This window comes from Sodalis sp. RH24, assembly GCF_047324145.1.
Taxonomy (GTDB): domain Bacteria; phylum Pseudomonadota; class Gammaproteobacteria; order Enterobacterales; family Enterobacteriaceae; genus Acerihabitans.
The window spans coordinates 3,534,798-3,555,471 of record NZ_CP178729.1; the positions used below are offsets into that span (position 1 = coordinate 3,534,798).

Here is a 20,674-nt window from a genome sequence, read left to right on the forward strand (position 1 = left end):
CCGCGCCGCCGTTAACAAACGGCCTGCCGGGCTGGCTCGCCTGGAGTACAGATCAGCCGGCGACTTAGATTTCCACCTGGGTGCCCAGCTCGATAACCCGGTTAGGTGGAATCAGGTATTGATCGGGCGCACGCAGGGCGTTGCGGCTTAAGGCGATGAACAGCTTGCCCCTCACCAGCAGATACCAGGGGCGTTTACCCAGGATCAGCGATTCGTGGGACATAAAGAAAGAGGTCTCCATCATCCGGCACGACAGCCCTTCCAGGCCGCAGCGATGGAAAATTTCCTCCATATCCGGCGTTTCTTTAAAGCCGTAGCTCGCAACCACCCGCCAGAAGGTCGGCGAAAGCTGCTCGATGGTGACGCGCCGCACATTGTGTACAAATGGCGCGTCTTCGGTGCGCAGCGTCAACAGCACCACGCGTTCGTGCAGCACCTTGTTGTGCTTGAGATTGTGCAGTAGCGCAAAAGGAATGACGTTCATCGCCCGCGACATAAATACCGCCGTGCCCGCTACCCTGACCGGCGGCGATTTTTCCAGCGAGGCGATCAGCGCCTCCAGGGAATTGCCGTGCTCATGCATCCTGCGCAACAGCCGGAAGCGTTCGCTCTTCCAGGTGGTCATGACGATAAACATCAGGAAACCCAGCAGCAGCGGCAGCCAGCCGCCGGAGAAAATCTTCAGGGCGTTGGCGGCGAACATGGGAATATCCATGCCCAGCAGCAATATCAGCAATACCAACACCAGCAAACGGTTCCAATGCCAGTTTTTTATGGCGACGGTGCAGGACAGGATGCTGGTCAGCACCATGGTGCCGGTAACCGCGATACCGTACGCCGCCGCCAGATTGCTGGAATGCTCGAAGCTCATGATCACCAGCACCACGGCAACATACAGCAGCCAGTTAATAAAGGGGATATAGATCTGGCCGGATTCCATCTCGGAAGTATGGACGATGCGCATCGGCGGCAGGTAACCCAGGCGCACCGCCTGTCGGGTGAGGGAAAAGACGCCGGATATCACCGCCTGGGAGGCAATCACCGTGGCGAGGGTGGCCAATATCAATAAGGGAATCAGCGCCCAGTCCGGCGCCAGCAAAAAGAAAGGGTTCTTGATGGCGGCGGGGTATTTCAGCAATAACGCGCCCTGGCCGAAATAGTTTAATACCAGCGAGGGCAGAACCGCGCTGAACCAGGCGATACGGATCGGCAGCTTGCCGAAATGGCCCATATCGGCATACAGCGCTTCCACGCCGGTAATCGACAACACCACCGCGCCAAGGGCAAAAAACGAAATGGTTTTATATTGAATAAAAAAGCTTACCGCCCATTTGGGATTGAGGGCGTACAGCACTTCGGGATTGTCCATGATGCCGCGCGCGCCCAACACCGCCAGGGCCAGAAACCACACCACCATGACCGGCGCGAACAATTTGCCTATGCCGCCGGTGCCTTTTTTCTGGATAAGGAACAGCAGCGTCAGGACAGCTACGGATAAGGGGACGATATAGGCATCAAGCGACGGCGCGGCGATTTGCAGCCCTTCAATGGCCGACAACACCGAGATGGCCGGCGTAATCACAACCTCGCCGTAAAAGAAACTGCCGCCGATAAGCCCCATGATAACCAGCACCGAGGTCATGCGCGCCGACGTATTCCTGCCGGCCAGCGACATCAGGGTTAAAATACCGCCTTCCCCGGCGTTATCCGCCCGCATGACGAAAGACAGGTATTTGAAGGAAACAATAAGGATCAGCAGCCAGAAGATGAGCGACAGGAAACCAAGCACCGCGCCCCGTTCAACGCCGAAACCATAGTGCCCTGCCAGGCATTCTCTGAGGGTATATAGAGGACTTGTGCCGATATCTCCATAAACCACGCCGATAGCGGCCAATGTTACCGCCGATAGGGATTGCTTATTCTCTCTACTCATAACCTCTTTCGCGCTGTAATGTATCCGTAGCGTTTGGTGGGCTTAATCCATAGCTCATCAAAAAGCGCACAGTATGCATGAAACTAGCAGAATACCTAATCTAATATCATCTTTCTTCGCATCGATATCAGCCCGTCGGGAAGAAATGACCCTGCCTCCCGCCTGTTTTCAGTCCTATCATTATAAAAAGCGGTAGTTTATTGTTGCGTCATCATAATTACTCGGGATCAGACATTTATTATGGCTCATTCATCCCCGCTGGTTGAGAGAATTTATCGCCTGAGCAGCGCGCTGGAAAGCGGGCTGTACGAACGGCAGCATACCGTGCGCCTGTGCCTGCTGGCGGCGTTATGCGGCGAAAGCGTGTTTTTATTGGGTCCGCCCGGCATCGCCAAAAGTCTTATCGCGCGCCGTCTTAAACTGGCGTTCAGCCATGCGCGGGCCTTTGATTATCTGATGACGCGCTTTTCCACACCGGAAGAAGTGTTCGGCCCCCTGTCCATCCAGGCCCTGAAAGAAGACGGGCGTTACCATCGCCTGACCAAAGGCTACCTGCCGGAGGCGGAAATTGTCTTTCTTGATGAAATATGGAAAGCCGGACCGGCCATTTTGAATACCCTGCTGACGGCCATTAACGAGCGGCGTTTTCGCAACGGCGATACCGAGCAGGTATTGCCGATGCGGCTGCTGATAACCGCGTCCAATGAACTCCCGGATAATGACAGCGGCCTGGAAGCCCTGTATGACCGTATGCTGATCCGTTTGTGGCTGCATAAGGTCAAAGAGAAAGCCAATTTCCACGCGTTGCTGATTCACACGGCTGATAGCGGGGAGCAGGCTTTACCCGACGGCCTGGGCGTTACCGACGAAGAATATCTGGCATGGCAGCCGAAAATAGATCTCATCAGCCTGCCGGCGGAATGTTTTGAATTGATTTACCTGCTGCGCCAGCGCCTGGATGCCGTGACTCAGGCGCCTTATGTCTCCGACCGGCGGTGGAAAAAAGCGTTGCGCCTGCTGCGGGCAAGCGCGTTTTTCAGCGACCGGCAGGCCATCGCCCCGATAGACATCATCTTGTTAAAGGATTGCCTGTGGCACGATCCGGACAGTCTGCAACTGGTGGAACGCCAGGTTGAATTGTTGCTTATCGAGCAAGGCTATCAACAGCAAACCATGCTGTTGAAAATCCAGGATATACAGCGGGAAAGCCTGGCGCACCGTCGCCGGCAAAACCAACGGCAGGCCCTGGCGTTCGAGTCGCGCAAAGGATTGATAAATCGTAAACCGGTCTATTCCCTGCCCGCAGCGATAACCGACGGCACCCTGCGGCTGGTATTGCAAACACCGCTGGTATTGCATGACGTCAACGTGACCCATATCGCCGTCGAGCGTGAGGCGCTGCGACAGTGGCTGCTTAAAGATACGGTTTTAAAAGGGCGGCTCAATAATATCGGCTTTGCCCAGCCCCTGGAGGTACGCATCAACGCCGAGCGACAGCTGGAAATATTGGATATCAGCCGGCAAGCCTCGCTATTGGCGCTGGAGGAGCAACTCCCGCCGGCGGCACCGCCGCAAGCGCTGCAAGAGGCGTTGGCCTTGGTGGAGAGGCAGTATCGCCAGCAGCGCGCCCGGTTCAGCGAACAGCAAGCCTGTCTGTTCATCCCGCGCGATTGGGTGGCTAAAATAGAAGATAGCCTGCTGGAAGTGTCCCGCCAGCTCGCGCAAGCCGGACAAGGTTAACCCATCATGCTGGCCTTGAGCACTCTGGATTTATTTTTATCCATCAACGAAGGCGAGCTGCTGGACGATTTTATCCTGACGCTGCTTGCCAGCCCGCAGTTAGCCGTGTTCATGGAAAAATACCCGCTGTTCAAAACCGTTTTGCTCAAGCGCATGCCGGTTATCCGGCAACGTTTGGCACGGGTATTGATGGAAACCCGGGTTTCATCCGAACTGGCCACGGAGTTTTACCACTTCCAACACTGCCAACTGCTATCGCCAGGCGAGTTCAGGGACGCGCTTACCCCCACCCTGGAACTGCTGCAGCGGCTTTCCTCGCCTTTTTATCCGGAGGCCGCAAGCCTGGCCGCGGCGGCGACCTTTGCCCGGGCGCGCCCGCAGGAAAGCTTTCATCCCCTGTTTTTACAGCGCTGGCGCATCGACCTGACGCTGAGGGCGGTCACCCTGCACCATCAGTTGCTGGATACGGAACGCGAGCTGCTGCTTGACGAGCTCGCGCAGCAGCTGGCGACCAGCGGCGCGCTGGCGCCCCTGATGGCGGAAAACGAAGCCGCGGCCGGACGTTTGTGGGACATGGCCGCCGCGCAAAGGCAGCAGCAGGATTACCGCCAGTTGGTCCATTACGGCGAGTTTTTACGTCGGCAACCGGAATTACGCCGGCTGGCCGAAAGCTTGGGACGCAGCCGGGAAGCCCACGCCGCCGCCGCTCCCGAGGCGCCGCAGCAATGGATGCGGCTGCGGGTGCGCGAACCCATGGTACAACCCGAGGAAGTCGGCGGTATTCACCAAAGCGACGATCTGTTGCGGTTGCTGCCCACCGAGCTGGCAACACTGGGTATTGATGAATTGGAGTATGAATTCTACCGGCGGTTGCTGGAGAAACGCTTGCTGACCTATCGCCTGCAGGGCGAGGGCTGGCGGGAGCGGGTGGTAAAACAGTCGGCGCAGGGCGAGCAGCGGCAACCGCAGCCGCGGGGGCCGTTTATCGTCTGCGTCGATACGTCCGGTTCGATGGGCGGATTTAACGAGCAATGCGCAAAGGCGTTCTGCCTGGCGCTGATGCGTATTGCGCTGGCGGATAACCGGCGCTGCTATATTACGCTGTTCTCCACCGGCATGGTCAGCTATGAGCTTAGCGCCCTATCCGGGCTGGAACAGGCGATCCGTTTTCTCGGCCAGCGCTTTAGCGGCGGCACCGACTTGACCGCCTGCATCGCCGCCCTGGCCGATCGGCTGGATACGCCCGAGTGGCGGGACGCGGACGCGGTAGTGATCTCCGATTTTATCGCCCAGCGTTTGCCGGACAACCTGGCCGCCAGGATAAAACAGCAGCGGCAGCGGCAGCTTCAGCGGTTTCATGCCGTTGCGCTGTCGTCCCTGGGAAAACCGGGTATCCTGAAGATATTCGATCATATCTGGCGCTTCGATACCGGCCTGAAAAACCGTTTGCTACGACGCTGGCGCCGTCAGGACTGACCGCCGGCAGCAGGGGTCGCCTGTTGTCACCAAAGAGGAAATAATGCCGGAAAATTATCAGATAGATGCGCTCGATCGCGCCATTTTGCAGGCGCTGATGGCCAATGCCCGTACCGCCTATGCCGAGCTTGCCAAGCAATTAGCGGTCAGCGCCGGCACCATTCATGTGCGGGTGGAGAAAATGAAGCAGGCGGGTATTATTACCGGCGCCCGGGTAGACGTCAGCGCCAAGCACCTGGGTTATGACGTCTGCTGCTTTATCGGCATCATTCTCAAGAGCGCCAAGGACTACCCGTCGGCGCTGAAAAAACTCGATGCGCTGGAGGAAGTGGTGGAAGCCTATTACACCACGGGGCATTACAGCATTTTTATCAAAGTCATGTGCCGCTCCATCGATGCCTTGCAGGAAGTACTTATCAACAAGATCCAGACCATTGATGAAATCCAATCCACGGAAACGCTGATCTCGCTGCAAAACCCCATCAGCCGTACGATCGTCCCCTGACGGCAAATTGTTATACCCCTATTGTCCACAGGTAGATCCCAGGCGATACACAGCGTACAATATCGGCTCTTTGATCAGACGGAAAGAATATGGCCGATATAACGATCGTCAGTGGCAGCACCCTGGGCAGCGCCGAATACGTGGCGGAACACCTTGCCGGTATTCTTGAAAATCAGGGATTTACCGCCACTGTGCTGCACGGTCCCGAATTGGAAGAGATGGCTCTGGAAGGCCTGTGGCTGATCGTATCCTCGACCCACGGCGCCGGGGATCTGCCGGATAATTTGCAGCCGCTGTTTGAACAACTGGAAACCGAGCAGCCGTCGCTGGCCAATGTTAGATATGGCGCGGTCGGCATCGGCAGCAGTGAATACGATACCTTTTGCGGGGCGATCGATGCTATCGATCGTCACATGATCGCGCGCGGCGCGGTGCGCATCGGCGAAATATTAAAGATCGATATCACGCAACATGAAATTCCCGAGGATCCGGCGGAAGAATGGGCGGAAAGCTGGATCGACTTAATAAAAACTAAAAAAGATCGCTGATTTTTTGTGTATAAGTATGCTTAAAACCCGCCTATAACCGGTATTTATCCACTGTATAACCCTTGTGCGTTTTTCAATCAGTGGATAAGTACCGATCTTGATCCCAGCTTATACCGTTTGGGATCACCGATCATTCACAGCAAACGATCGTCGACAACGATCTGATATTGCGGCTGTTTAAAGGCTTATCCACAGAGGATCGCGATCATAGTAGTAGACATAATAAAGAGATCTTTAAATAAAAAGATCTTTCTTTAATTACCTGCGGATCCCCAGGGCTTGTATCACCCGCAAAGTTGAGTAGAATCCACTTTCCCAACCGCCCTTGACGATCGTTCGCCCCAGGCGATGGCCCCATGCGAGGAAGAGTTATCATGTTTTATCCCGATCAATTTGACGTCATCATCATCGGTGGCGGCCATGCCGGCACCGAAGCTGCCATGGCGGCGGCCAGGATGGGCCGCAAGACCCTGCTGTTGACGCATAATATTGATACGCTTGGACAAATGTCCTGTAATCCGGCAATCGGCGGGATAGGCAAAGGCCATTTGGTCAAGGAAATCGACGCCATGGGCGGCCTGATGGCCAAGGCGATCGACCTGGCGGGGATACAGTTTAGGATACTAAACGCCAGCAAAGGGCCGGCGGTGCGCGCCACCCGTGCCCAGGCGGATCGGCTGCTGTATCGCCTGGCGATCCGAACCGCATTGGAGAACCAGCCCAACCTGATGATCTTCCAGCAGGCGGTGGAAGATCTTATCGTCGAAAACGATCGCGTGGTCGGGGCGGTGACCCAGATGGGCCTGAAATTCAGGGCCAGGGCGGTGGTACTGACCGTCGGGACTTTCCTGGACGGCAAGATCCACATCGGCATGGATCATTACAGCGGTGGCCGGGCGGGCGATCCGCCGTCGATCTCATTGTCCAAACGTCTGCGTGAGCTGCCGTTCCGGGTAAAACGCCTGAAAACCGGCACCCCGCCGCGCCTGGACGCCAGAACCATCGACTTCAGCCAGCTGGCGACCCAGCAGGGCGATGTGCCGTTACCGGTATTCTCGTTTATGGGCTCGGTTGAACAGCATCCGCGCCAGGTGCCTTGTTATATTACCTACACCAATGAGAACACCCATGAGGTGATCCGGCAGAACCTGGATCGCAGCCCGATGTACGCCGGCGTCATCGAAGGCGTGGGACCGCGCTATTGTCCTTCCATCGAAGACAAGGTCATGCGTTTTGCCGATCGCGACTCCCATCAGATTTTCCTTGAACCTGAAGGGCTGACCAGCAATGAAGTTTATCCCAACGGTATTTCCACCAGCCTGCCGTTTGATGTGCAGATGAAAATCGTGCATTCGATGAAAGGACTGGAAAACGCCGCCATCGTTCGGCCCGGCTATGCCATCGAGTATGATTTTTTTGATCCGCGCGATTTGAAGCAGACGCTTGAGAGCAAATACATTGCCGGATTATTCTTCGCCGGGCAGATCAACGGCACCACCGGCTACGAAGAAGCCGCCGCCCAGGGCATGCTGGCGGGCATCAACGCCGGCCGCCTGGCCAATGACCAGGAAGGGTGGTTCCCACGCCGCGATCAGGCCTATCTGGGCGTGCTGGTGGATGATCTTTGCACCCTGGGCACCAAGGAACCCTATCGTATGTTTACCTCGCGCGCTGAATACCGGCTGCTGCTGCGCGAGGATAACGCGGATTTACGCCTGACCGAAACCGGCCGGCAGCTGGGGCTGGTGGACGATGAGCGTTGGGCGCGCTTTAGCGAGAAACTGGACAATATCGAGCGGGAGCGCCAGCGCCTGCGCGACGTCTGGGTTAATCCCCGCACCGCCGAGGTTGAACAGATCAACCTGCTGCTTAAGGCGCCTTTGTCACGCGAAGCCAGCGGCGAAGAACTACTCAGGCGTCCGGAGATGACTTACGGCGTCCTGACCGGGCTACCGATGTTTTCGCCCGCGCTTACCGATCCGCAGGCGGCGGAGCAGGTGGAAATCCAGATTAAATATGCGGGTTACATCACCCGTCAGCAGGAAGAGATCGACCGCCAGCTGCGTAATGAAAATACCCTGCTGCCGGCGGAGCTGGATTACCGGCAGGTATCAGGCTTGTCCAATGAAGCGATCGCCAAGCTTAACGATCACAAACCCAATTCCATTGGGCAGGCCTCACGCATTTCCGGCATCACCCCGGCGGCGATTTCCATTTTGCTGGTATGGCTGAAAAAGCAGGGCATGCTGCGCCGCAGCGCCTGAGATGACATGTCCGCCACCCCGCTTATTTTTAAGGATCCCGCCATGCTGGCCAAACTGGAAGTCTTACTCAACGCCGCCGGCATTGCGCTGCCCGATGGGCAAAAGCGGCAGCTGGTACGCTACGTTGAACTGCTGGATAAATGGAACAAGGCGTATAACCTGACGTCAGTGCGCGATCCAGCGCAAATGCTGATCCGCCATATTCTGGATAGCATCGTGGTCGATCCGCATCTGCGCGGCCGGCATTTTATCGATGTGGGCACCGGCGCCGGCTTGCCCGGCATTCCGCTGGCCATCGTCCGCCCCGATTCCCGCTTTACCCTGCTCGATAGCCTGGGCAAGCGCATTCGCTTCCTGCGCCAGGTGCAACACGAACTGCGGCTGGACAATATCGAACCGGTGCAGAGCCGGGTGGAGGACTATGCGCCGGTCATGGGTTTTGACGGCGTTATCAGCCGCGCCTTTGCTTCGGTGGGCGATATGCTGGCCTGGTGTCATCATTTGCCCGCCGTGCCGGCAGGCCGTTTTTATGCGCTGAAAGGGCAGGTGCCGGCGGAGGAATTGTCCGCGTTGCCGGAAAAATACGTGCTGGAATCAGTGATTACGCTGTCCGTGCCGCAATTGCAGGGCGAGCGGCATTTAGTGGTGATCGGGGTGCGTTAAATTTGTTTTTTATCAATAAAAGATTGAATAGAATTATCGCGGTTTTTGCCGGACGGCCGCATTTCCCGGCGGTGTAATTTCAAATCTCGGTTACTTAAATTTTACATTATTTTATCATATTGTATTGTCGCTCATTTAGTTCTAAGGCTAATAGTCACTGTGTAAAATATATGTGTCCAAAAATGTCAGTGATATTACCGCCGGCTTTGGCGGAGAATAAGCCGCCTCATCACACTCCGGCGCGATTGTGATGATATAAGGCTTTTTAAGGACACGTTAATATATAACTGTTTGAAAATTAATGTGTTTTTATAGTTATTTTAATCAGAGGCAAAAAAAGCCCGCCGACGAGCCATAAAAATTAGCGAACTATAACGTGATCAGACGCACAGTTTCAGAAGCAATAATTGCCCAAGCAGTATAAAGTTATGCATGGTATCATTCCCGCGCTTTAGCGGGGAAAACGGGTAAAACGAAGGAATTTAAATTATTGTTCACCTTTTCGCTACTTATGCATTGAATTCGTAGTGTCTACCCGTATAATTTGCACGTTTTTCGCTACTTGACTCATCGCGCTAAAGGCAGTTTTATACACCTTCAGCCTGACCGGAACAGGTATGGGGGAAGTGAAATAATGTCCTTTTCCCTCTACAGTGGGAAAGTTGCTGGAAAAGTGTTGTTTATCCAGTTATTGACGTTGGGCCTGCTGGGCGCGTTGTTCGCCTTGCGCAGCCCGCAGTGGGCCGCATCCGCCCTGGGCGGAGGATTGGCGGCCTGGCTGCCGAACGTGTTGTTTGTACTCTTTACCTGGCGCCATCAGGTGAAAGTTCCGGCCGCGGGGCGTGTTGCCTGGTCTTTTGCCATCGGAGAGGCGCTCAAGGTCGTCGCTACCATAGCTTTGCTTATCGTAGCGCTTGGGATGTTCAGGGCCGCGTTTGTTCCATTGGGCCTGACCTATTTATCGGTGCTGATTGTGCAGATATTGGCACCGGCCGTAATTAACAACAAAGGGTAAGAGGCATCATGTCTGCATCAGGAGAAATCTCTACTCCACAGGAATACATAGGCCACCACCTGAACAACCTTCAGTTGGACCTGCGTACTTTTGAACTGGTTAATCCCCATAACGGCCCGGCAACATTCTGGACGCTGAACATTGACTCCATGTTCTTTTCCGTTCTGCTCGGCGTGATTTTTATTACGATTTTCTCGCGCGTCGCCAGAAGGGCTACCAGCGGCGTTCCCGGTAAACTGCAGACGGCGGTTGAACTGATTATCGGGTTTGTCGACGGCAGCGTGCGGGATATGTTCCACGGTAAAAGCAAACTTATCGCGCCGCTGGCGCTGACCATCTTCGTCTGGGTTTTCCTGATGAACCTGATGGATTTGCTGCCTATCGATCTGCTGCCGACCATCGCCGAGCGTTATATGGGACTACCGGCGCTGCGCGTGGTGCCTTCCGCCGACGTGAATATCACCATATCCATGGCGCTGGGGGTCTTTATCCTCATTCTCATCTATAGCGTGCGGATGAAAGGGATCGGTGGTTTTGTCAAAGAACTCACCATGCAGCCGTTTAACCATTGGGCGTTTATACCCATCAACCTGATTCTCGAAGGCGTGAGCTTACTGTCCAAACCAGTTTCCTTAGGCCTTCGGTTGTTCGGCAATATGTATGCGGGTGAGTTGATCTTCATTCTGATTGCCGGTCTGTTACCGTGGTGGTCGCAGTGGATCCTGAATGTGCCCTGGGCCATTTTCCACATACTGATCATTACGTTGCAAGCCTTTATCTTTATGGTGCTGACGATTGTCTATCTAGCGATGGCGTCCGAAGAACACTGATATTTTTACAATACTGTTGCGTTTAATCTGAAACAAACTGGAGACTGTCATGGAAAACCTGAATCTCGATCTGCTGTACATGGCTGCCGCTGTGATGATGGGTCTGGCGGCAATCGGTGCTGCGATCGGTATCGGCATCCTGGGTGGTAAATTTTTGGAAGGTGCAGCGCGTCAGCCGGATCTGATCCCTCTGCTGCGTACTCAGTTCTTTATCGTTATGGGTCTGGTCGACGCCATCCCGATGATTGCCGTGGGTCTGGGACTGTACGTGATGTTTGCCGTAGCGTAGTGTGTAGCATTGCGTGAAATTAATACAACATCAAACCGTTAACTTTATAAGAGGCATTGTGCTGTGAATCTTAACGCAACAATCCTCGGCCAGGCCATCGCGTTCATCCTGTTTGTCCTGTTCTGCATGAAATACATATGGCCGCCGCTTATCGCAGCCATAGAGAAGCGTCAGAAAGAAATTGCTGATGGCCTCGCTTCTGCGGATCTGGCGAAAAAAGAGGTGGATATCGCGCAAGCCAATGCGACCGATCAACTGAAGAAGGCCAGAGCCGAAGCCCAGGCAATCATCGAGCAAGCCAACAAGCGCAAAGCTCAGATTATGGACGAAGCGAAAGCGGAAGCGGAAGACGAACGTAACAGAATCGTAGCGCAGGCTCAGGCAGAAATTCAGGCCGAAACCAAACGGGCTCGTGAAGAGCTGCGGAAACAGGTCGCGCTGCTGGCTTTAGCGGGTGCCGAGAAGATCATCGAACGTTCCGTGGATGAAGCTGCCAACAGCGACATCGTAGATAAACTGGTCGCTGAACTGTAGGGAGGGAGGGGCTGATGTCTGAATTAGTAACGGTAGCTCGCCCCTACGCCAAAGCAGCTTTTGACTTTGCCGTCGAGCATCAAAGCGTTGAACAGTGGCAGGCTATGCTGTCGTTTACCGCCGAGGTTAGCCGCAACGATCAGATGGCTGAACTGTTATCCGGTGCGGTTGCACCAGAAACACTGTCGGAAACGTTTATCGCGGTATGCGGCGATCAACTCGACCAGGCGGGCCAGAATCTTATCAAGGTCATGGCCGAAAACGGACGATTAGCAGTTTTGCCGGATGTGCTGGAACAGTTTATGGAGATGCGCGCCGCGCACGAATCGACTGTGGAAGTGGACGTCATTTCCGTAAGCCATCTAAAAGACGAGCAACTGGCGAAAATTACTGCCGCGATGGAACAACGTCTGTCACGCAAAGTTAAGCTGAATTGCAAAATTGATAAGTCTGTCATTGCCGGCGTGATTATTCGCGCGGGCGATATGGTGATAGACGGCAGCGTACGCGGTCGTCTCGAACGACTGGCAGACGTATTGCAGTCTTAAGGGGACTGGAGCATGCAACTGAATTCCACCGAAATCAGCGAACTGATCAAGCAGCGCATTGCTCAGTTCAATGTGGTGAGCGAAGCTCACAATGAAGGTACTATCGTTTCCGTGAGTGACGGGATTATCCGTATTCACGGCCTGGCCGAAGTCATGCAGGGTGAAATGATCGCCCTGCCGGGCAACCGCTTCGCTATCGCCCTGAACCTGGAACGCGACTCCGTCGGCGCCGTGGTGATGGGACCCTATGAAGATCTGGCCGAAGGCATGAAGGTCAAGTGCACCGGCCGCATTCTGGAAGTGCCGGTTGGCCGTGGCCTGCTGGGCCGCGTGGTCAACACGCTGGGCGCGCCCATCGATGGCAAGGGTCCGGTAGAGAACGACGGTTTTTCCGCCGTCGAGGCTATTGCGCCGGGCGTTATTGAACGCCAATCCGTGGATGAGCCGGTACAGACCGGTTATAAATCCGTGGATGCCATGATTCCCATCGGCCGCGGCCAGCGCGAGCTGATCATCGGCGACCGCCAGACCGGTAAATCGGCTCTGGCGATCGATGCGATTATCAATCAGCGCGAATCCGGCATCAAGTGCGTCTATGTCGCCATCGGCCAGAAAGCCTCCACCGTGGCGAACGTCGTGCGCAAGCTGGAAGAGCACGGCGCCCTGGCCAATACCATTGTCGTGGTTGCCACCGCGTCCGAATCCGCCGCCCTGCAATACCTGGCGCCGTATTCAGGCTGCGCCATGGGCGAGTATTTCCGCGATCGCGGCGAAGATGCGCTGATCATCTATGATGATTTGTCCAAACAAGCCGTGGCTTACCGTCAGATTTCCCTGTTGCTCCGTCGTCCGCCTGGACGTGAAGCCTATCCCGGGGACGTATTCTATCTTCACTCCCGTCTTCTGGAACGTGCGTCGCGCGTCAACGCCGAATACGTAGAAGCCTTTACCAAGGGTGAAGTGAAGGGCAAGACCGGCTCGCTGACCGCATTACCGATCATCGAAACCCAGGCGGGCGACGTTTCCGCGTTTGTTCCGACCAACGTGATTTCCATCACCGATGGCCAGATCTTCCTGGAATCAAGCCTGTTCAACGCCGGTATTCGTCCCGCCGTTAACCCCGGTATTTCCGTATCCCGTGTGGGCGGCGCAGCCCAGACGAAGATTATGAAAAAACTGTCGGGCGGTATTCGTACGGCTTTGGCTCAGTACCGTGAGCTGGCCGCGTTCTCCCAGTTTGCTTCCGATCTGGATGAAGCAACGCGTAAGCAGCTGAATCATGGACAAAAAGTGACCGAACTGTTGAAGCAGAAACAATATGCTCCCATGTCGGTATCGCAGCAGTCCCTGGTGTTGTTCGCCGCTGAACGTGGTTACCTGGAAGACATCGAACTGGCAAAGGTCGGCGACTTCGAGGCCGCGCTGCTGGCCTACGTAGACCGCGAGCAAGGCGATTTGATGCAACAAATCAACCAGACCGGCGCTTATAACGATGAAATCGAAGGCAAGCTGAAAGGCATCCTCGATAACTTCAAGGCAACCCAGTCCTGGTAACGCGCTATGGCCTGTTTCGGCAGGCCATGACGCCATGAGGAGAAGCAGAGATGGCCAGCGCCAAAGAAATACGTACTAAGATCGCCAGCGTGCAAAACACGCAGAAGATCACCAAAGCGATGGAGATGGTTGCCGCATCCAAAATGCGCAAATCGCAGGAGCGTATGGCGGCCAGCCGTCCTTATGCAGAAACTATGCGTAATGTGATTGGTCACCTTGCTTTGGGAAATCTGGAATATAAACATCCTTACCTGGAAGAGCGCGACGTCAAGCGCGTCGGGTATCTGGTGGTGGCCACCGACCGTGGTCTGGCCGGCGGCCTGAACATTAACCTGTTCAAAAAAGTGCTGACGGACATGAAAGCCTGGAGTGAAAAGGGCGTTGATGCGGAACTGGCGCTGATCGGCTCCAAGGCGGTGTCGTTCTTTAACGCCGTCGGCAGCAACGTGGTTGCCCAGGTCACCGGCATGGGGGATAACCCCACGCTGTCTGAACTGATTGGGCCGGTTAAAGTCATGCTGCAGGCGTATGACGAAGGCCGCCTGGATAAGCTCTATATTGTCAGCAACAAATTCGTTAATACCATGTCCCAGGTACCGCAACTGCTTCAGGTCCTGCCCTTGCCGCCCGCGGAAGATGGGGAAGAGCTGAAGAAGAAAACCTGGGATTACCTGTATGAACCCGATCCCAAGGCGCTGCTGGATACATTGTTGCGCCGTTATGTGGAATCGCAGGTTTATCAGGGCGTCGTTGAAAACCTGGCCAGCGAACAGGCCGCGCGAATGGTAGCGATGAAAGCCGCAACGGATAACGGTGGCAACCTGATCAAAGAGTTGCAACTTGTTTACAATAAGGCTCGTCAATTCAGCATCACTCAGGAACTCACCGAGATCGTTTCGGGAGCCGCCGCGGTTTAGGTTTAGGGTTACGAATTACGTAGAGGATTCAAGATGGCTACTGGAAATGTTATCCAGGTTATCGGCGCCGTGGTTGACGTCGAGTTCCCGCAGGATGCTGTACCTAAGGTGTACAACGCCCTTGAAGTGGAAAACGGCGCCGCCAAATTGGTGCTGGAAGTAGAACAGCAGTTAGGCGGCGGCGTTGTCCGTTGCATCGCCATGGGCTCGTCCGACGGTCTGCGTCGCGGCCTGAAAGTGACCAACCTGGAACGTTCGATCGAAGTGCCGGTGGGTAAAGCCACGCTGGGCCGCATCATGAACGTGCTGGGCGAACCGGTCGATATGAAAGGCGAGATCGGCGAGGAAGAACGTTGGTCCATCCATCGTCCGGCGCCGAGCTATGAAGATTTGTCCAGTTCGCAGGAACTGCTGGAAACCGGCATCAAGGTTATCGACCTGATGTGCCCGTTTGCCAAAGGCGGTAAAGTCGGCCTGTTCGGCGGCGCCGGCGTGGGTAAAACCGTCAACATGATGGAGCTTATCCGTAATATCGCCATCGAGCATTCCGGTTATTCGGTGTTTGCCGGCGTGGGCGAACGTACCCGCGAAGGGAACGACTTCTACCACGAAATGACCGATTCGAACGTTATCGACAAAGTATCCCTGGTGTACGGCCAGATGAACGAGCCGCCGGGAAACCGTCTGCGCGTGGCGCTGACCGGGCTGACCATGGCGGAAAAATTCCGTGATGAAGGCCGCGACGTCCTGCTGTTTATCGATAACATTTATCGTTATACCCTGGCCGGGACCGAAGTATCCGCGCTGCTGGGCCGTATGCCTTCAGCGGTAGGCTACCAGCCGACGCTGGCGGAAGAAATGGGCGTGCTGCAAGAACGCATCACCTCCACCAAAACCGGTTCCATCACCTCGGTACAGGCGGTATATGTGCCTGCGGATGACTTAACCGACCCGTCGCCGGCGACCACCTTCGCCCACCTTGACGCCACCGTGGTATTGAGCCGTCAAATCGCCTCACTGGGTATCTACCCGGCGGTTGACCCGCTCGACTCCACCAGCCGTCAGCTGGATCCGTTGGTTGTCGGCCAGGAACACTACGACGTGGCCCGTGGCGTGCAGTCCATCCTTCAGCGTTATCAGGAGCTGAAAGATATTATCGCCATCCTGGGTATGGACGAACTGTCAGAAGATGACAAACTGGTGGTGTCCCGCGCACGTAAGATCCAGCGTTTCTTGTCGCAACCGTTCTTCGTCGCCGAAGTGTTCACCGGTTCGCCGGGTAAATATGTTTCCCTGAAAGACACTATCCGCGGCTTTAAAGGCATCATGGACGGTGAATACGATCACCTGCCCGAGCAGGCGTTCTATATGGTCGGTTCCATTGATGAAGCAGTGGAAAAAGGCAAGAAACTGTAACGCTGTGATAGGAGGGTGATATGGCTGCAAATACTTACCATCTGGATGTCGTCAGCGCGGAACAGAAAATGTTTTCCGGGCTGGTGGAAAAAATCCAGGTGACGGGAAGCGAAGGCGAACTGGGGATTTTTCCCGGCCATGCCCCGCTGCTCACTGCCATTAAGCCCGGTATGGTGCGTATCGTCAAAGAACATAACGAAGAAGAGTATATCTACCTGTCGGGGGGCATCCTCGAGGTGCAACCGGACATCGTTACCGTTTTGGCCGATACCGCCATTCGTGGCAAAGATCTTGATGAAGCGCGCGCAATGGAATCCAAGCGCATGGCGGAAGAGCATATCAATAATTCACATGGTGACGTGGATTATGCTCAGGCCTCGGCCGAACTGTCCAGGGCCATCGCCAAGCTGCGGGTCATTGAATTGACCAGAAAAGCAATGTAATCAAGCTAGTGTGATTAAAAAGCCAGTCCTTTGTGACTGGCTTTTTTATTGGAATTCATTCTCTTCCACGCATAGAGTGTCACAACTTGACGCTCTTATTTTTCGATCTGAAATAAGTTTCACCTTCTTCGCCTACCTAAACCGCTAATTCCAGCCTGTACCTGCGGTAATTGGCCCCGAAACGCCCACTATTTCCGCATTGCGTCCTAAACCGGGTAAAATGATCCCGGCTTACGTCATTATGCGGCCATAATGTGTTTTTCGGCCCAAAATATGTGGTAATCCCTTCTCTGAACGGGTTTACTTTCGTCTATTGAATCAGGTTCATCAGGATGGTTATGTCGAATCGATTGATGAGCGTAGTGATCCTTGCCGCCGGCAAGGGCACCCGCATGTATTCCGATCTGCCCAAGGTCTTGCATCCGTTGGCTGGCAAACCGCTGGTCAGGCATGTTATTGACGCCGCCGCCGCCCTGGGCGCGGCGCGTATCCATTTGGTTTACGGCCACGGCGGCGAGCGACTGCGGCAGGCGTTGGCCGGCCCTGGTCCGGAACTGAGCTGGGTATTGCAGGCCGAACAGCGCGGCACCGGCCATGCCATGCAGCAGGCGGCGCCGTTTTTCCAGGATGATGAAGATATCCTGATGCTGTACGGCGATGTGCCGTTGATAGCGCCGTCAACCCTTGAGCGCCTGGTGGCCGCCAAGCCCGAGGGCGGTATCGGCCTGCTGACCGTTACCCTGGACGATCCTACCGGCTATGGCCGCATCGTGCGGGAAAACGGCAATGTATGCGGTATCGTCGAGCACAAAGACGCCGACGAGGCGCAGCGGGGCATCCGCGAAATCAATACCGGCATCCTGGTGGCCAATGGCGCCGACCTGAAGCGCTGGTTAAGCCGGCTGACCACCAATAACGCCCAGGGAGAGTATTACCTTACCGATATTATCGCCCTGGCCTGGGGCGAGGGCCGGCGTATCAATACCGTTAACCCCGATCGCCTAAGCGAAGTGGAGGGCGTGAATAATCGTTTGCAGCTGGCAACCCTTGAGCGGGTTTATCAGCGCCAGCAGGCCGAAAATCTGCTGTTGGCCGGGGTCATGCTGCTCGACCCGGCGCGTTTTGATTTGCGCGGCGAGCTGACGCACGGCCGTGATGTGACCATTGACACCAATGTCATTATTGAGGGCCGGGTATCCTTGGGCAACAATGTGGTTATCGGTACCGGCTGCGTATTAAAAGACTGCGACATTGGCGATAACGTGGTGGTCAGCCCCTACACGGTCATAGATCAAGCCCGGCTGCGTGCGGACTGTACCGTCGGGCCGTTCGCCCGCCTGCGGCCCGGTGCGGAGCTGGAAGAGGGCGCCCATGTCGGCAATTTTGTCGAGATGAAAAAAGCGCGCCTGGGGCGCGGATCCAAGGCCGGGCACCTGAGCTATCTGGGTGATGCGGAAATTGGCGCCGGTGTGAATATCGGCGCCGGCACCATTACCTGCAATTATGACGGCGCCAATAAACACCAGACCGTGATCGGCGATGATGTCTTTGTCGGCTCGGATACCCAACTGGTGGCGCCGGTTACCATAGGCAACGGCGCCACCATCGGCGCCGGCACCACAGTTACGCGCAGCGTGGGGGAAAACGAACTGGTGCTTAGCCGGGTGCGGCAGGTGCATATCACCGGCTGGCAACGGCCGGTTAAGAAGCATCGTTAATGGTATTACGCGCAGTTTGTCAAATCTGGGCATGAGTTTGCCGCGGGTATGATGCGCAATGAGAGTAAAGCCTGGCGCCGGGAAGAGAGATAGGGCGTCTTTACCATCTTGCCCATCATGCCCGTTATCATGGTTTTGTCAGCCATTTTCACGAGAGTGGCTGACAAAACATAATAATCCCCAGTTCTACAGGCTCGGGGAAACCGGAAAAACCGGTCTCTGTCAGGTCAAAGACATCGATACGGCGGAGCATGCCGTTCATTTAGGAATAACACTGATGTGTGGAATAGTAGGCGCGGTTGCGCAGCGTGATATTGCCGAAATCCTGTTAGAGGGATTACGCCGGCTAGAGTATCGTGGGTATGATTCCGCCGGCCTGGCGGTGGTGGATAACGAGGGGCATTTGCAACGGCTGCGCCGGGTCGGCAAGGTTGCCGCGTTGTCGCAGGCGGCGGCGGAGCATCCGCTGACCGGCGGCACGGGCATCGCCCATACCCGTTGGGCCACCCACGGGGAACCCTCGGAAAATAATGCCCATCCCCATGTCTCCGGGCATATCGTGGTGGTGCATAACGGTATCATTGAAAACCATGAACCGCTGCGTAAACTGCTGGTGGAGCGCGGCTATGTATTCGCGTCCGAAACCGATACCGAGGTTATCGCCCACCTGGTGCATTGGGAACAGCGCCAGGGCGGCGGCACGCTGGCTGAAGTGATCCTGCGCGTGATCCCGCAGCTGCGCGGCGCCTATGGCACAGTTATCATGGACAGCAAGGACCCAAGCGTGCTGGTGGCGGCGCGATCCGGTAGTCCGCTGGTGATTGGCCTGGGCGTGGGCGAAAACTTCCTGGCGTCCGATCAGCTGGCGCTGCTGCCGGTCACCCGCCGGTTTATGTTCCTGGAAGAGGGCGATATCGCCGAAATTACCCGCCGCACGGTGCGCGTATGGGATACGCGCGGCAACCCGGTGCAACGGGCGGAGATTGAGTCCCAGGTAAAATACGACGCCGGCGATAAGGGCATCTATCGCCACTACATGCAAAAAGAGATTTTTGAACAGCCGCAGGCGATTAAAAACACCCTGGCGGGCCGTTTTTTACACGGCCAGATCACGTTATCCGAACTGGGCGAGGCCGGCGATCGTTTGCTGGAGCAGGTACAGCATGTGCAAATCATCGCCTGCGGCACCTCGTACCATTCGGCCATGGTATCGAAATACTGGTTCGAGGCGCTGGCCGGCGTGCCCTGCGATGTGGAAATCGCCTCCGAGTTCCGCTATCGCAAATCCGCCGTGCGGCCGGGCAGCCTGATCATTACCCTGTCGCAATCCGGCGAAACCGCCGATACCCTGGCGGCCCTGCGCCTGACCAAAACCCTGGGCTACCTCGGCTCGCTGGCGGTGTGTAACGTGGCCGGCTCCTCGCTGGTGCGCGAATCCGATCTGGCGCTGATGACCCGCGCCGGGACGGAAATCGGCGTGGCTTCCACCAAGGCCTTCACCACCCAGTTAACGGTATTGCTGATGCTGGTGGCGCGCCTGGGCCGCCTGAAGGGCATGGATAGCCAGGTCGAGCAGCAGATTGTGCATGCGCTGCAGGCCCTGCCGGCCCGTATCGAGCAAATGCTGGCGCTGGATAAGCCGATTGAACAGCTGGCGGAAGGGTTCTCTGATAAACATCACGCCCTGTTTCTCGGGCGCGGCGAGCTTTACCCCATCGCCATGGAAGGCGCGCTGAAGCTCAAGGAAATTTCGTATATCCACGCCGAAGCCTATGCGGCGGGCGAGCTGAAACACGGCCCGCTGGCGCTGATCGACGCCGATATGCCGGTAATCGTTATTGCCCCCAATAATGAATTGCTGGAAAAACTCAAGTCGAACATTGAGGAAGTGCGCGCCCGCGGCGGCCTGTTATATGTCTTTGCCGAAGAGAACGCCGGTTTTACCGACAGCGAAAATATGAAAATCATCCCGCTGCCGCACGTAGAAGAGATTGTGGCGCCGATATTCTACACGGTGCCGTTGCAGCTGCTGGCGTATCATATTGCGCTGATCAAAGGCACCGATGTCGACCAGCCGCGTAATCTGGCAAAATCGGTGACGGTGGAGTAACCCGCGTCTGCGGCGGCACCTAAGCCGCCGCTTGCAAAGTGATCGCAAAAACCGACACAGCGTTAATCGGATCCGGTGGGGATGGCAAAGCCCCAGCGGATTTTTTTTTGCCCGATCACACCCCAATAAATCCTTTTCCTTATATTGATATTGCAAATGCGTAATTCAAAT

Annotated in this window: 18 protein-coding genes; 17 read left to right on the forward strand and 1 reads right to left on the reverse strand. The window is 55.8% G+C overall.

Translation table 11 applies throughout. The annotated features are described in order from the left end of the window. Positions 1–64: 64 nt before the first annotated feature. The gene (gene kup, locus ACL2XG_RS16040) at positions 65–1,933 is read right to left on the reverse strand and encodes a low affinity potassium transporter Kup (RefSeq protein WP_410012831.1); all 1,869 of its coding nucleotides are present in this window, start codon (positions 1,931–1,933) and stop codon (positions 65–67) included. A 240-nt stretch (positions 1,934–2,173) separates the two neighbouring features. On the opposite strand from kup, the gene ravA reads away from it, so the two are divergent. The 17 genes from ravA to glmS all read left to right on the forward strand — a co-directional run bounded on the left by ravA (position 2,174) and on the right by glmS (position 20,503). Next, positions 2,174–3,673 (forward strand): ATPase RavA, encoded by a 1,500-nt coding sequence (gene ravA, locus ACL2XG_RS16045; RefSeq protein ID WP_413721766.1) that lies wholly within the window; start codon positions 2,174–2,176, stop codon positions 3,671–3,673. 6 nt (positions 3,674–3,679) lie between these two features. Further along, positions 3,680–5,149 carry an ATPase RavA stimulator ViaA gene (gene viaA / locus ACL2XG_RS16050; protein WP_413721765.1) on the forward strand — a complete coding sequence of 490 codons (1,470 nt, stop codon included), beginning with the start codon at positions 3,680–3,682 and terminating at the stop codon, positions 5,147–5,149. A 43-nt stretch (positions 5,150–5,192) separates the two neighbouring features. Continuing rightward, positions 5,193–5,654 (forward strand): transcriptional regulator AsnC, encoded by a 462-nt coding sequence (gene asnC, locus ACL2XG_RS16055; protein WP_410012834.1) that lies wholly within the window; start codon positions 5,193–5,195, stop codon positions 5,652–5,654. An 89-nt stretch (positions 5,655–5,743) separates the two neighbouring features. Beyond that, entirely contained in the window at positions 5,744–6,202 is a 459-nt protein-coding gene (gene mioC, locus ACL2XG_RS16060) for an FMN-binding protein MioC (protein ID WP_413721764.1), read from the forward strand. A 374-nt stretch (positions 6,203–6,576) separates the two neighbouring features. Then, positions 6,577–8,466 (forward strand): tRNA uridine-5-carboxymethylaminomethyl(34) synthesis enzyme MnmG, encoded by a 1,890-nt coding sequence (mnmG, locus tag ACL2XG_RS16065; RefSeq protein WP_410012836.1) that lies wholly within the window; start codon positions 6,577–6,579, stop codon positions 8,464–8,466. Positions 8,467–8,508: 42 nt separating this feature from the next. Then, a complete protein-coding gene (gene rsmG / locus ACL2XG_RS16070; RefSeq protein WP_413723521.1) occupies positions 8,509–9,129 on the forward strand; it encodes a 16S rRNA (guanine(527)-N(7))-methyltransferase RsmG in 621 nt (206 codons plus the stop codon). A gap of 634 nt (positions 9,130–9,763) precedes the next feature. Further along, complete coding sequence (gene atpI / locus ACL2XG_RS16075) at positions 9,764–10,144, forward strand: F0F1 ATP synthase subunit I (RefSeq protein WP_410012837.1); 381 nt, start codon at positions 9,764–9,766, stop codon at positions 10,142–10,144. A gap of 8 nt (positions 10,145–10,152) precedes the next feature. After that, positions 10,153–10,974 (forward strand): F0F1 ATP synthase subunit A, encoded by an 822-nt coding sequence (gene atpB / locus ACL2XG_RS16080; protein WP_410012838.1) that lies wholly within the window; start codon positions 10,153–10,155, stop codon positions 10,972–10,974. A 49-nt stretch (positions 10,975–11,023) separates the two neighbouring features. Further along, the gene (atpE, locus tag ACL2XG_RS16085) at positions 11,024–11,263 is read left to right on the forward strand and encodes a F0F1 ATP synthase subunit C (RefSeq protein ID WP_132924133.1); all 240 of its coding nucleotides are present in this window, start codon (positions 11,024–11,026) and stop codon (positions 11,261–11,263) included. A 63-nt stretch (positions 11,264–11,326) separates the two neighbouring features. Beyond that, entirely contained in the window at positions 11,327–11,797 is a 471-nt protein-coding gene (gene atpF, locus ACL2XG_RS16090; protein ID WP_410012839.1) for a F0F1 ATP synthase subunit B, read from the forward strand. Positions 11,798–11,811: 14 nt separating this feature from the next. Continuing rightward, positions 11,812–12,345 carry a F0F1 ATP synthase subunit delta gene (gene atpH, locus ACL2XG_RS16095; protein ID WP_410012840.1) on the forward strand — a complete coding sequence of 178 codons (534 nt, stop codon included), beginning with the start codon at positions 11,812–11,814 and terminating at the stop codon, positions 12,343–12,345. A gap of 12 nt (positions 12,346–12,357) precedes the next feature. Further along, complete coding sequence (gene atpA / locus ACL2XG_RS16100) at positions 12,358–13,899, forward strand: F0F1 ATP synthase subunit alpha (protein ID WP_410012841.1); 1,542 nt, start codon at positions 12,358–12,360, stop codon at positions 13,897–13,899. Positions 13,900–13,949: 50 nt separating this feature from the next. After that, a complete protein-coding gene (atpG, locus tag ACL2XG_RS16105; protein ID WP_410012842.1) occupies positions 13,950–14,816 on the forward strand; it encodes a F0F1 ATP synthase subunit gamma in 867 nt (288 codons plus the stop codon). A gap of 33 nt (positions 14,817–14,849) precedes the next feature. Further along, entirely contained in the window at positions 14,850–16,232 is a 1,383-nt protein-coding gene (gene atpD / locus ACL2XG_RS16110; RefSeq protein WP_410012843.1) for a F0F1 ATP synthase subunit beta, read from the forward strand. Positions 16,233–16,252: 20 nt separating this feature from the next. Continuing rightward, the gene (locus tag ACL2XG_RS16115) at positions 16,253–16,675 is read left to right on the forward strand and encodes a F0F1 ATP synthase subunit epsilon (protein ID WP_410012844.1); all 423 of its coding nucleotides are present in this window, start codon (positions 16,253–16,255) and stop codon (positions 16,673–16,675) included. 338 nt (positions 16,676–17,013) lie between these two features. Then, positions 17,014–18,393, forward strand: a complete 1,380-nt coding sequence (gene glmU, locus ACL2XG_RS16120; protein WP_413721763.1) for a bifunctional UDP-N-acetylglucosamine diphosphorylase/glucosamine-1-phosphate N-acetyltransferase GlmU — start codon at positions 17,014–17,016, stop codon at positions 18,391–18,393. 277 nt (positions 18,394–18,670) lie between these two features. Next, the gene (gene glmS, locus ACL2XG_RS16125) at positions 18,671–20,503 is read left to right on the forward strand and encodes a glutamine--fructose-6-phosphate transaminase (isomerizing) (protein WP_413721762.1); all 1,833 of its coding nucleotides are present in this window, start codon (positions 18,671–18,673) and stop codon (positions 20,501–20,503) included. Positions 20,504–20,674: the final 171 nt, after the last annotated feature.